10 protein-coding genes are annotated in these 12,794 nt (G+C 71.0%); 7 read left to right on the top strand and 3 right to left on the bottom strand.

Annotated features, from left to right (window positions below):
* Positions 1-181 precede the first annotated feature (181 nt).
* On the bottom strand, positions 182-1,522 hold the full coding sequence (gene aspS / locus ACFQ0P_RS02810; RefSeq protein WP_204980198.1) for an aspartate--tRNA(Asn) ligase: 1,341 nt from the start codon (positions 1,520-1,522) through the stop codon (positions 182-184).
* Positions 1,523-1,558: 36 nt separating this feature from the next.
* Here aspS and ACFQ0P_RS02805 point away from each other — a divergent pair, with 36 nt between their 5' ends.
* From ACFQ0P_RS02805 to ccsB, 7 genes are all read left to right on the top strand, one after another.
* On the top strand, positions 1,559-1,930 hold the full coding sequence (locus ACFQ0P_RS02805; RefSeq protein ID WP_204980197.1) for a hypothetical protein: 372 nt from the start codon (positions 1,559-1,561) through the stop codon (positions 1,928-1,930).
* Between the two features lie 114 nt (positions 1,931-2,044).
* Positions 2,045-2,746, top strand: coding sequence for a DedA family protein (locus tag ACFQ0P_RS02800; RefSeq protein ID WP_204980196.1), 702 nt, complete (start codon positions 2,045-2,047; stop codon positions 2,744-2,746).
* Between the two features lie 42 nt (positions 2,747-2,788).
* Positions 2,789-3,421 (top strand): histidine phosphatase family protein, encoded by a 633-nt coding sequence (locus ACFQ0P_RS02795; protein ID WP_204980195.1) that lies wholly within the window; start codon positions 2,789-2,791, stop codon positions 3,419-3,421.
* Positions 3,418-4,023, top strand: a complete 606-nt coding sequence (locus tag ACFQ0P_RS02790; RefSeq protein ID WP_378771272.1) for a TlpA family protein disulfide reductase — start codon at positions 3,418-3,420, stop codon at positions 4,021-4,023. The genes ACFQ0P_RS02795 and ACFQ0P_RS02790 overlap by 4 nt, the downstream gene beginning before the upstream one ends.
* Before the next feature lie 29 nt (positions 4,024-4,052).
* The gene (locus ACFQ0P_RS02785) at positions 4,053-4,880 is read left to right on the top strand and encodes a cytochrome c biogenesis CcdA family protein (protein WP_378772342.1); all 828 of its coding nucleotides are present in this window, start codon (positions 4,053-4,055) and stop codon (positions 4,878-4,880) included.
* A 1-nt stretch (position 4,881) separates the two neighbouring features.
* Positions 4,882-6,567: a cytochrome c biogenesis protein ResB gene (gene resB / locus ACFQ0P_RS02780; RefSeq protein ID WP_378771269.1), complete on the top strand. Its 1,686-nt coding sequence runs from the start codon at positions 4,882-4,884 to the stop codon at positions 6,565-6,567.
* Between the two features lie 4 nt (positions 6,568-6,571).
* The gene (ccsB, locus tag ACFQ0P_RS02775; RefSeq protein ID WP_204980192.1) at positions 6,572-7,612 is read left to right on the top strand and encodes a c-type cytochrome biogenesis protein CcsB; all 1,041 of its coding nucleotides are present in this window, start codon (positions 6,572-6,574) and stop codon (positions 7,610-7,612) included.
* Positions 7,613-7,772: 160 nt separating this feature from the next.
* Here the strand turns inward: ccsB and ACFQ0P_RS02770 are convergent, their stop codons facing one another.
* Both ACFQ0P_RS02770 and ACFQ0P_RS02765 read right to left on the bottom strand, forming a co-directional pair.
* Positions 7,773-9,776 (bottom strand): YhgE/Pip domain-containing protein, encoded by a 2,004-nt coding sequence (locus tag ACFQ0P_RS02770; RefSeq protein ID WP_204980191.1) that lies wholly within the window; start codon positions 9,774-9,776, stop codon positions 7,773-7,775.
* Complete coding sequence (locus ACFQ0P_RS02765; RefSeq protein WP_204980190.1) at positions 9,773-12,658, bottom strand: MMPL family transporter; 2,886 nt, start codon at positions 12,656-12,658, stop codon at positions 9,773-9,775. The genes ACFQ0P_RS02770 and ACFQ0P_RS02765 overlap by 4 nt, the downstream gene beginning before the upstream one ends.
* Positions 12,659-12,794: the final 136 nt, after the last annotated feature.

The raw sequence follows: 12,794 nt of genomic DNA, 5'->3' as shown, positions 1-12,794 counted from the left end.
GCCCTCGGTGAATCACCGGACGGATGCCGGTGAACGCCGCGTGAGCACCCGGTGCACGTCTAGCCGGGCCGACGGACCTGACGGCGCGGTGCGGCGCTGGTACCTGCTCGGTGCGCGGGTGCACCTGCGCACCGAGCGAGAAGATGCGTCCGGGCGCGGCGAGTGCCTGCGGAAGCGTGGCCTACGGCGCCAGGCGTGTCGGCCCGCGGAACAGGTACGTCACCTCGCGGATCGAGTCCTGCCCGAGCAGCAGCATCATCACGCGGGCGAGGCCCATGCCGAAGCCGCCGTGCGGCGGGGCGCCGTAGCGGAAGAAGTCGAAGTAGAAGTCGAGGTGCTCGGGCTCGAGGCCCTTCTCGGCGGCCTGCTCGATCAGGACGTCGACGCGGTGCTCGCGCTGGGCGCCCGTCGTGATCTCGACGCCCTTGAAGAGCAGGTCGTAGCTCTTGGTGAGCCCGGTCTGCTCATCGCGCATGTGGTAGAACGCCCGGATCTCGGGGTGGTAGTCCGTGATGAAGACGAACTGGTGCCCGTAGGTCTCCTCCACGTGAGCCGAGATCTGCCGCTCGCCCTCGGGGTCGAGGTCGCCGTCGGTGCGGGGGATCTCGTAGCCCCGCGCCTTCACGATCTCGCGCGCTTCGGCGAGCGGGATGCGCGGGAACGGGATGCTGGGCACCCGCACCTCGAGACCGAAGAGCTCTTCGATCTCGGCCCCGTGCTTGTCTTTGACGGCCTGGAATCCCGCCTGCAGCAGCTCCTCCTGCATGGAGGCGACATCCTCGTGGGAGTCGATCCAGCTGATCTCGGCATCCACCGACGTGAACTCGGTCGCGTGTCGCGACGTGAACGACGGGTCGGCGCGGAAGGCAGGTGCGATCTCGAAGATCTTGCCAAAGCCGGCGACCTGGGCCATCTGCTTGAAGAACTGCGGCGACTGGGCGAGGTAGGCCGTCTTCTCCTCGAAGTAGGGCACCTCGAAGAGCTCGGCGTTGGACTCCGACGCCGACGCCATCAGCTTCGGCGAGTGGATCTCGATGTAGTCGCGCTCGATCCAGTACGAGCGGAACGCGTGCTCGAGGGTGGTCTGCACGCGGAAGATCAGGTTGTTGCGCCGCTGACGCAGGTCGAGGAAGCGCCAGTCCATGCGCTTGTCGAGACCGCTGTCGGCGGCGATGGGCGTCTCGGGGAGGGCTTCGGCCGCGATTTCGAGCGCGCCGATCTTGATCTCCACACCGCCGAGCTTGACGCGCTCGTCGTGCTTGAGCCCGCCGGTCACCGTGAGGAACGTGCCCGTCGACAGGTTCGAGATGAGGTCGGTGAGCGCGAGCGCCGCGGCGTCCTGCTCGGTGCCGTCGTCGGCCGGACGCGTCGCGGGGTTCACGAGCTGCACGGCTCCGGTCTCGTCACGGAGGATGACGAACTGCACCTTCTTCTGATCGCGGACGGTCTCGACCCATCCGGAGACGGAGACCGGTCCGTCGGGAAGACCCTGCAGCTGCTGGACGAGAACGCGTTCACTCACGGGGAGCCAGTCTACGTCGCCGAATAGGATGGCGCCGTGACCAGGTCTCCCGCGCACCGCTACGGGTCTCCCCGCGAGCCGCTCAAAGTGTGGGACATCGTCGTATCGACCATCCTGCTCGTGCTGCTGGCGGCGCTCGCGGCCCTGATGTCTTTCTTCGGCTTCTTCCTCGCGATGGCGTCCGACCCGTGCGGCGCCCGGGACTGCAGCTACGACCTCATCGGGACGGGCCTCATGACCGCGGTGGCGCTGCCCTGGGTCCTGCTGCTCGGGTCATCGGTCATCACGATCCTGCTGCTGGCGTTCCGTCGCATCGCGTTCTGGGTGCCGCTGGCGACCGCGCCCTTGGTGATCGGGTCGTGGTTCCTCGGCGCCGCCATCGCCGCCGCGGGCGTTCCCTCCGGCTGAGAGTTCCCCCGATACGGGGGCCAGCCCCCAGGTTCGGTTCACCTTGATCCCCTAGCGTGGGAGTGACCGTGCGGCCGTGGCCGCGGCATCCGATCACCGAAGGCGACGCCCCCGATGACCGAAACCTCGTCCGACTCCTCCTGGCTCGCAGGCCTGCTCGACTGGTCCGTCTCGCTGATGGACGTCATCGGCCCCGCCGGCGCCGGCATCGCGATCGGCCTCGAGAACCTGTTCCCTCCGCTTCCGAGCGAAGTTGTGCTGCCGATGGCCGGTCTCGCGGCGAGTCGCGGGTCGTTCACCCTGTTCGAGGCGCTCGCCTGGACCACCGCGGGCTCGATCGTCGGAGCCTTCCTGCTCTACGGCCTCGGCGCGTGGCTGGGCGTCGACCGCCTGCGGCGCATCGCCGCGCGAGTGCCCCTCCTGCACCCCGAAGACATCGACCGCACTGTCGGCTGGTTCCAGCGGCACGGTTCGGTCGCGGTCTTCTTCGGCCGGATGATCCCGATCTTCCGCAGTCTGATCTCGATCCCCGCCGGGGTGACCCGCATGCCGCTGTGGCGGTTCGGGCTGCTCACAGCCGCCGGAAGCCTCATCTGGAACACCGTCTTCGTTCTGGCCGGATTCCTCCTGGGCGAGTCGTGGCACGTGATCGAGCAGTACGTCGACATCGTGCAGTACGTCGTGATCGTTGTCGTCGCCCTGGCCGTGGCGTGGTTCCTGTTCGTCCGCACACGGTCGCTGATCGCGGCGTCCCGGAACCGCTCCGACTCCACCACCGACGCCGCGCGCGAAGACGAGCGGGTCTCGGCCGGCTGACGCTCAGCCGACTCAAAGAACCGGCCACCGTAGACTGGACCCGTGCCCGCCGACCGCCTTCACCTCGTGCGCCACGGGGAGGTCCACAACCCCCAGCGCGTGCTCTACGGGCGACTCCCGGGCTACGGCCTGAGCGAGGACGGGCGGCGCATGGCGCGTCAGGCGGCCGAATACATCCAGACGCTCGATCGCCGTGTGAGCACGCTCGTGTGCTCGCCGCTGCAGCGCACGCAGGAGTCCGCCGAGCCCTTCACCGAGCTGTTCGGCCTCGAACCCCGCGTCGACGAGCGCGTGATCGAGCCGACGAACGTCTTCGAAGGGCGACGGATGCTGCGCGCCCTGGTCAACCCGTGGAACTGGCGTCACCTCCGCAAGCCCGCGCTGCCGAGCTGGGGCGAGCCCTACGCCGACGTGATCGCACGCATGAACGAGGCCATGACCGACGCCTGGGAGGCAGCCGACGGCGGAGACGTCGTCATCGTGTCGCACCAGCTCCCGATCTGGATCACGCACCTCGCCGTCGCGGAACTCCCGCCGCGGCACGACCCGCGAGACCGCCGGTGCGCGCTGTCCAGCGTCACGAGCTTCGAGATGGACGCCGACGGCAAGTGGACCGAGATCGCCTACGTCGAGCCGGCGTCGCTGTCGGGCTCCGTCGACGTGGGGGCGGTGTGAGCCGGCGTCGCGCGCGGGGCGCGGCATCCCTCCTTCTCTCCTTGGCGCTCGTCGCGGGACTCGCGGCCTGCGCGAACGACCCGCTCGCCGAGCAGTACCGCTCGGGCGACGGCAAGGGGTTCATCGCCGCCGACGGGTTCGAGGTCGTCGAGATCCCCGAGGCCGAGCGCACCGAGCCGGTCGACTTCGAGGGCGTGCTCGACACCGGCGACACCACGAGCAGCGACGACTACCGGGGCGAGGTGCTGGTGGTCAACTTCTGGTACGCCGCATGCGCACCGTGCCGGGTCGAGGCGCCAATCCTCGAAGAGGTCAACCGGTCCTTCGCGGGCGACGACGTCGCGTTCCTCGGGGTGAACCTCTACGACGGCGCCGAGGCGTCGCAGGCCTTCGCCGAGACGTACGGCGTGGCCTACCCGAGCGCACTCGCGAGCGTCGACGGATCGATCAAGCTCGCCTTCGCCGGTCAGACGCCCCTCAACGCGGTGCCCGTGACCCTCGTGCTCGACCGCGAAGGCCGCGTCGCGGCGCGGGTGATCGGGCAGGTGAGCGAGACCACGATCCTCGAGACCCTCGTCAGCGACGCCCTGGAGGAGTCGTGATCCCGGGGGAGGTGATCGCCGACGGATCCCTGCTGATCGCGATCCCGATCGCCGTGCTGGCGGGGCTGCTGTCGTTCCTCTCGCCGTGCGTTCTCCCGCTGGTGCCCGGCTACCTCGGCTTCATCGGCGGCGCCGTCTCGCCCCGCGAGCCTCGCGTTCCCCGCGACGCCGCGACCGCCGCGTCAAACGGGCGGGATATTCCACGCTCCAGCGCTGCCCCAGGCCCCAAGACCGCAGAATCTCCCCCCGGTTTGACGGTTGTCGCCGCCGACACCCCGCCGCGCGGCCGGCTGCTGCTCGGCGTCGTGCTGTTCATCGCCGGCTTCACCGTCGTGTTCGTGAGCATCGCGATGCTCGGCGGGACGCTGGGTCGCTTCCTGCTGGAGTACGCCGACCTCATCACGCGCATCCTGGGGGTGCTGATCATCGCGATGGGCCTGGTGTTCATCGGGGTGTTCGGCCTCGCGCAGCGGATCGCGCGCCCGCAGATCCGCGGCAACCTCGGTCTCGTCGGCGCTCCGCTGCTCGGCATCGCGCTCGGCATCGGCTGGGCGCCGTGCATCGGGCCGACCCTCGCGGCGATCCTGGCCATGTCGTTCGACTCCGGCTCGGTCGGCCGGGCGGCGCTCCTGGGCGTCGCGTACTCGCTCGGGCTCGGCATCCCGTTCGTGCTCCTCACGCTCGGCTTCGGCTGGGCGACGCGCTCGGTCGCCTTCGTCCGCCGCCACATCCGCACGGTCAACGTCATCGGAGGCGTGCTGCTCATCATCCTGGGCCTCTTGATGGTCACGGGCGTGTGGACCACCCTGATGGCGCAGCTGCAGGGGGTGTTCAGCAGTGTCCCCCTCCCGCTCTGACGTGACCGAGCCGCTGCGCCCCGCCGACCACGCCGACAGCGACGGCGAGATCACCCAGCCCGCGCTCGGCCTCGTCGGCTGGCTGCGGTGGGGCTGGCGGCAGCTGACGTCGATGCGCACGGCGCTCGTGCTGCTCCTGCTGCTCGCGATCGCCGCCGTGCCCGGGTCTCTCGTGCCGCAGCGCAGCGCCGACCCCAACGGCGTGACGCAGTACTTCGCCGACAACCCCGACCTCGCGCCGATCCTCGACAACCTCAGCATGTTCGACGTGTACACGTCGCCCTGGTTCTCGGCGATCTACATCCTGCTGTTCATCTCGCTCATCGGCTGCGTCATCCCGCGGACCAAGCACCACTGGAAGGCGCTGCGCGCTGCGCCGCCGCGGACGCCCGCGCGCCTGTCGCGGCTCGACGTCCACCGCACGGAGGTGGTCGAGCTCAGCCCGGGGTCGGATGCGGCCGCGGTCGCGGCATCCGCCGTCGAGAGTGCCGGGCAGCAGCTGAAGAAGGCGGGCTACCGGGTCGCCCGCTACGACTCGGGCGCGACCCTCTCGGTCTCGGCCGAGCGCGGGTATCTGCGCGAGACCGGCAACCTCGTCTTCCACGCCGCCCTCGTCGGCGTTCTGCTGTCGGTCGGCCTCGGCGGCGGCTTCACCTACACCGGCCAGACGGTGATCATCGAGGGGCGCACGTTCGTCAACTCGATGCTCGACTACACCTCGTTCAACCCCGGACGCTTCGTCGACGAGGACGCCCTCGAGCCCTACGCGCTCACGCTCGACCGCTTCGACGTGACCTACGAGCCCTACGGCGAGCCCGGATCGGGCCAGGCCGGCGACTTCGTGGCCAACCTGACGACGCAGCGGGCGGGGGAGGAGCCCGCGTCCGGCGAGGTGCGCGTCAACCACCCGCTCGAGATGGCCGGCGACCGCATCTACCTGATGGGCAACGGCTACGCCCCCACGATCACGATCCGCGACGCGGACGGCGACGTCGTGTACTCCGAGTCGGTGCCGTTCCTGCCGCAGGACACCAACATGACCTCGCTCGGCGTCGTGAAGGTGCCGGACGGCCTCGCGGACTCCTCCGGTGCTCCCGAGCAGATGGGACTCGTCGGCTTCTTCTACCCGACCCAGGCGCCGCTCGACACCGGCGCGTTCACGTCCGCGTATCCCGATCTCGTCCTGCCGGTGCTGTCGCTCGACGTCTACGTCGGCGACCTCGGCATCGACGACGGCACGCCCCGCTCGGTCTACACGCTCGACCCGAGCGGCATGGACAAGCTCGCCGGCCGCGGTGCCGACGCTCCCGCGATCGAGCTCGCGCCGGGCGACACGGCCGACCTCCCCGGCGGGTACGGCACGATCACGTTCGAGAACGAGGCATCCGATTCCGCCGACGGCTACGCGGGATCGGTGAAGCGCTACGTCTCGCTGTCGATCCATCGGGATGCCGCGGCCACGTGGGTGCTCGTGTTCGCGGTGCTCGCGACCGCGGGTCTGCTGGCCGCGCTCTTCGTGCCGCGTCGCCGGATGTGGGTGAAGGCGACGCCCGACGGAGGGACCGTGCGCATCGAGTACGCGGGGCTCGCGCGCGGCGAGGATCCGACGCTGGACGGCGCCGTCGCACAGTTCGCCCGGCGGCACCGCGCGAGCCTGCCGGCCGCCGAAATCCCCCGCGTAGACTGAGATCATGCCCGAAACCGCCCTCTCTCTCGACGACATCTCGGTGCTCCTCGTGTGGACGGCGATCGCCGTGTACGCGCTCGCCTTCATCGCCTACGGGGTCGACCTCGCCCGGCGCGGAGCCGTCGCGGTGGACGCGAAGGACGCCAAGGGCGCCGAAGTGCGCGAGCTGGTCGGTGCGGGTCGCGTGGGGATCGCCGAGATGCGGGCGCAGGAGCGGGCGGCGGAGTCCGCGCTGAACGCCCCGCCGTCGCAGCGGCCCCGACTCGTGTGGGCGCGCATCGGCACGTCGCTGACGGTGCTCGGCTTCCTCTTCCACCTCGGCGCCGACGTGACCCGCGGGATCGCGGCTGGGCGCGTGCCGTGGTCGAACATGTACGAGTTCGCCCTGACCGGCACGCTGCTGATCATCGCGGTGTACCTCGGGGTGCTGTTCCGGTACGACCTCCGCTTCCTCGGCACGTTCATCACCGGGCTCGTGGTGGTGCTGCTCGGCGGCACGGCGATCTGGTTCTACACCGAGATCGTCCCCCTGATGGATCCGCTGAAGTCGGTGTGGCTCGTCATCCACGTCTTCGTCGCCTCCCTCGCGACGGCGCTGTTCGCGCTGGCGTTCGGTCTCTCGGTGCTGCAGCTGATGCAGGCGCGGCGCGAGCGCCGGGCGCTGGCCGCAGTCGAGCTCGCGGACGCCGCGCCGGCGAAGGACGGCCCGCGATTCCTCCGGACGCTGCCGAGCGCCGAGGCGCTCGAGTCGCTCGCCTACCGCTTCGCGATCCTCGGCTTCATCTTCTGGACCTTCACGCTCATCGCCGGGTCGATCTGGGCCAACGACGCGTGGGGCCGCTACTGGGGCTTCGACACGAAGGAAGTCTGGACCTTCGTCATCTGGGTGCTCTACGCCGGCTACATCCACGCCCGCGCGACGCGCGGCTGGCGCGGCTCCCGCTCCGCATGGCTGTCGATCATCGGCTTCACCGCGGTCATCTTCAACTTCACGATCGTGAACATGTTCTTCAAGGGCCTGCACGCGTACTCCGGCCTGAGCTGAGACTCCTCTCGTCGAGAGACCGCGGTCCCGCCGAGAGGCCACGCTGCCCGCGTCGATTGCATGCGGGCTCGGCGAGTAAGCGCGAAGTCTACGAAGAACGACGGCCCGGCCCCCGATGGGACCGGGCCGTCTCCGCGAGGAGCGGGTCAGGGGGAGCGGGTCACGCGGGCGCGGGGGCGGTGCGCAGCAGGGCCGCGGCCGAGGTCGTGCGCTTGCGCGCGACCGCCAGCACCGTCGCTCCGAATGCCAGCACCGCCCACACGGCGAGCCCGACGAGCGCCGCGCCGACCCCACCGGTCTCGGTGAGGGCGGCGAGCATGCCGTTGTAGGCCGGAGACGTCGGCATGAGCGCCGCGACACCGGACAGCACGCCCGGCACCGTCGACACCACGCCCGTGGCGACGGCCAGCACCCCGATGAGGGCCGAGATCCAGCGCCCGGCGCCACCGAACACGGCGACGAGCGCCTGGTTCACGGCGGCGAAGGCGATGCCCGCCACGACGCTCACCCCGGCGAAGACCCACCACTGGCCCCACTCGTAGGAGGCGGCGAGCTGCACGACCGCAGCCACGAGCACACCCTGGGCGGCGCCGAGGGCGGCGGCGGGGGCGAACCCGCGCAGCGCGAGGAGCGCGGAGGGCTCGCGGGCCGTGAGGGCGCGGCGCGACACGGCCTGGAGCGCGATGAAGGTCGCGAGGCCGCCGAACCAGAGCGCGAGCGTCGACAGCAGCGGGATCGCGGACGCGCCGAACAGCGACGTCCCGAGGCCGTCGGCGGCGACGGGGTTCGCGACGACCTCGGCGAGGCTCGTCGCCTCGGAGTCGGTGTACGAGGGGAGGGCTCCGGATGCCTCGTCCAGCCCGTCCGCGAGCGTCGCGGTCCCGTCGGCGAGCTGCGCGACGCCGTCCGCGAGCGAGCTCGCTCCGGTCCCCGCCTGGGCGATCCCGTCGGCGAGCTGCGCCGCGCCGGACGAGAGCTCCCCGGCCCCGGACGCGGACTGCGAGGTCCCCGCGGCGAGCTGGTCGAGTCCGGACCCGAGGGCCGAGGCGCCCGCGCCGATCTCGCGGAACTGCTTCGCGAACTCGGCCGTCGCGCCGGCGTCGAGTGCGGCGATTCCGTCCGCGGTGTATCCGGTCAGGGCGGCCGCGCCGGGGTTCTCGGCCGTGCCGTCTCCGTTCAGGATCGTGCTGGACGCCCCCGCAGCCTGCACGGCGCCGACGAGCTGCTCGCAGAAGCCGGGCGGGTTCACCGCGGGGTTGCACGTGGCGGCGAGACCCTGCAGCGTCGCGAAGGTCGTCTCTGCGTAGCCTGCCGCGGCGGTCGTAGCCTGCTCGGTTCCTGCGGCAAGAGTGGTGAGGTCGGCTGGCACGATCCCGGTCTGCTCGAGCTGTGCCGCGCCGTCATCGACGCCCGCCGCGAGGTCGCGCGCGCCGTTCGCGGCTTCTCCGATCCCGCCGGCGATCTGCCCGAGTCCGCCCTGGAGCTCGCCCGCCCCCGACGCCAGCCCGCTCGCGCCCGACGCGAGCTGCGGCATCCCGTCGGCCAGCTGCGTGGCGCCGTCGGCGGCGCCGGCCGCACCGTCGGCCAGGGACTGCGCACCCGACGCGGCCTCGCCGAGCTGGTCGCCGAGCGTCGTGAATCCGAGGAACACGTTCTCGAGGTACACCTCCGAGAGCTGCTCGCCCAGGATGGATGCCGCGGCCGAGGTGACCTGAGCGGTGATCGCGTCATCGACGATGAGGCTGTCGGGCGGCGTCGTCACCTCGATCGTGGCCTGCTCGGGGGTCTCGCCCGGCCGGGTCGATGTCGCGGCAGCCGAGAAGTTCTCGGGGATCGTGATGACCGCCGCGTAGGTGCCGTCGGCGAGCCCGGCCTCGGCGTCCTCGGCGTTCGAGAGCGTCCAGGTGAGGTTGCTGGGCTGGTCGTCCGCGCCCTCGACGAGACCCGCCGTCAGCTGTCGGCCGAGGGGCACGAGCTGGTCGTCGATCGTGACGGGCTCGTCCTCGTTCACGATCGCGGCGTTGAGGGAGTCGAGGCGCTCGGTCGGGTTGTACAGCGAGGCGACGAGGATGCCGCCGATCACGACGGGAAGCAGCAGCACCCCGATGAGGGTCAGCCACGTGACGGGCCGACGGGTGCGGGCGCGTTCGATGGAGAGGGTCATGCGGTCACCTCGGTGAGGGGAGAAGCGGATGCCGCGCCCGCCCGGAGCGTGAGCGCTGTCACGTCCGGACGCCGGGCGTCGGAGAGGAGGGCGATCGCGGGACCGTCGGTCCTCGCGGTGGCGACGACGGTGAGACCGGCGCCGGAGCCGTCGTCGGAGCGCGCGCGCAGCGCGGCACGGGCGTCGCGCAGCAGCGCCGCCGCCTGGTCGCGCTCGGCGGCGTCGAGGGCGTCCACGCCGTCGATCACGATGAGGGAGGTGCGTCCGCGCAGGGCCCGGCGGAGTTCGGCCACAGGGTCGTCGGCATCGGCGAGGAGGGCGACGCCGACGTGGGCGCGCACCCACGCGGCGCGCTCGGGGAGCAGGTGCCCGGCGACGCGCAGGAGGCCGTCGGTCGGGGCCAGCCTGCCGGCGACGGTGAGCGCGAATGCGCGCGCGGCGCGCGGGTCGCCGGTCGCGAGCAGGGTACCGCCGGGCTCCACGCGGAACGAGGCGTCCTCGAACAGCGCGACATCGCCGGCCGCGTCCTCGTCCGCCCGCACGGTGACGCCCTCGCCGACGACCGCGGCGGTGGTATGCGGCTCGGGCCAGCCGCGGAGGGCGATCTCGCGCTCCACGGCCTCGCCTTCGATGTCGAAGTGGGGGAGGATCCGCTCGAGTCGCCGAGGCATCCACCACGCCTTGTCACCCAGCAGGGCCATGACGGCGGGGACGAGCGTCATGCGCACGAGGAAGGCGTCCACCGCGATGCCGACCGCGAGGCCGAGCGCGATCGGCTTGATCGAGGAGTCCCCTTCGGGCACGAAGGCGGCGAAGACGGCGAACATGATCACGGCGGCGGCGGTGACGACGCGGGCCGACGCGGTGAATCCGGAGCGCACCGCGCCGATCGCGATGTCACGGGCGCCGCGGGTCTGGTGGCCCGCGCGGCGGGCGTGCACGTAGTCCTCGCGCATGCGGCTGACGAGGAACACCTCGTAGTCCATCGCGAGCCCGAACAGCACGCCCATGAGGATGATCGGCATGAAGCTGATCACCGGGCCGGTGCGATCCACATGGAGGAGTTCGGCGCCCCAGCCCCACTCGAAGACGGCCGCGACCACGCCGAACGCGGCCATGACCGACAGGAGATAGCCGAGCGCGGCCTTGATCGGCACCCAGATCGAGCGGAACACGATCATCAGCAGCACGAGCGAGAGACCGACGACGAAGATGCCGAACGGGAGGAGCGCGGCGCCCAGGCGGTCGGAGATGTCGATGCCGACGGCGGTGAATCCGGTGACCTTGAGGTCGACGCCGTATTCGTCCTCCAGCTCCGGGGCGAGAGCGCGAAGGTCGCGGACGAGCTCGGCGGTGGCGGGGTCGTCGGGGGCCGTCTCGGGCACGATCTGGATCAGACCGGTGTCGGCGGTCTCGTTCGGCGTGGCGAGGACGATCTCCTTGACGCCGGGAACCTGCTCGATCTCGTCGGCGAGGTCGGCCATGAGGCCGAGCGGATCGGTCGAGGTGACGATGGTGCCCGTCATGATGAGCGGGCCGTTGGCGCCGGGGCCGAAGTGCTCGGCGGTGAGGTCGTACGCCTGGCGCGCCTGACTCGTCTCGGGCTGCTGACCGGCGTTCGGCAGCGCGAGGGTGAGGCTCGCGGCGGGGATCGCCATGACGCCGAGGGTCGCGACGACGGCGACGGTCGTGACGATCGGATGCCGCGTCACGAGCATCACCCACCGGTTGGTCTTCTTCAGCGGAGCGTGGCCGGTGGCGGGGGCGTCGGTGTCGGCTGTGTCAGCCGTCGCGGATTCCGCGCGCGCGGACGAGCGGCGCACCCGGAGCGCGATGCCGCGACGCGCGCGCCCGTGGCCCCAGCCGACGACCCGGCCTTTCGCGAAACCCAGCAGCGCGGGGGTGAGGGTCACCGCGACGATCACGGCGATCGCCACGGCGACGGCGGCGGCGATTCCCATCGTCGTGAGGAAGGGGATGCCCGCGAAGCCGAGGCCGATGAGGGCGATGAGCACCGTCACACCCGCGAAGACCACGGCGGATCCGGCGGTCCCGGTAGCGCGCGCGGCGGACTCCTCCGGCTCCGCCCCGGCACGCACCTGGTCCTGATGTCGCGCGACGATGAAGAGGGCGTAGTCGATCCCGACGGCGAGCCCGAGCATGATCGCGAGCATCGGCGTCGTCGACGAGATCGAGGCGAACGCGGTGGAGACGTAGATGAGGGCGATCGCGAGCCCCACTCCGATGAGCGCGGAGACGAGCGGGAACCACGCCACCGCGAAGGAGCGGAACGTGACGATCAGCACGAACAGCGCGATCAGCACGCCGACAGCCTCGATGATCGACAGGGCGGGAACGGACTGCGAGAACAGGTCACCGCCCATCGCGACCTGCGAGCCCTCGGGGAGCGTCTCGCGCAGGTCGTCGGCGACCTGCTGGAGCTGGTCCTTCGTCTCGTCGGACACGTCGGTGGCCTGGCCGTCGAACTGGAGCCGGACGATCGCAGCCGACTCGTCCTCGGACACGAGGCCGGTGACCATCTCGTCGAACGGATCCGTGACGGCGATGACCCCGTCGATGTCTTCGAGGGCCGCGACGGTGTCGTCGATCTCGTCCGCGTACGGCTGGGCGGTGACGGACCCGCCGTCCTCGGCCACGATGACCAGTTGCGCGCTGGTGCCGCTGGCCTGGGGGAAGCTGCGGTCGAGCAGCGCGATGCCCTCCTGCGCCTCGGTGCCGGGGATCGAGAAGGAGTTGTCGGTGCCCTTCATGAAGAGCGCCGCGCTGCCGCCGGCGATTCCGAGCAGGAGGAGCCATGTGACGAGCACGCGCCAGGGGTGGCGGTACGACCAGCGACCGAGGGTGTACAGCAGAGTGGACACAGCGCCTCCGCGGATCGGGATCAGGGGTGATCGATACAGCGCTGTATCGGATACATGAGTGTATCGTAGGCCCGGAGCGTCGTGCGAACCTGAGCAGTAGGTGTGTGTTCCCGAGGGAGCGCGCGGAAAGGAGGAG

It is taken from the genome of Microbacterium insulae (assembly GCF_042677065.1).
Lineage (GTDB): Bacteria > Actinomycetota > Actinomycetes > Actinomycetales > Microbacteriaceae > Microbacterium > Microbacterium insulae.
Note: the sequence above shows the minus strand (reverse complement) of the source record. Positions and strands in the feature narration are given on the sequence as shown.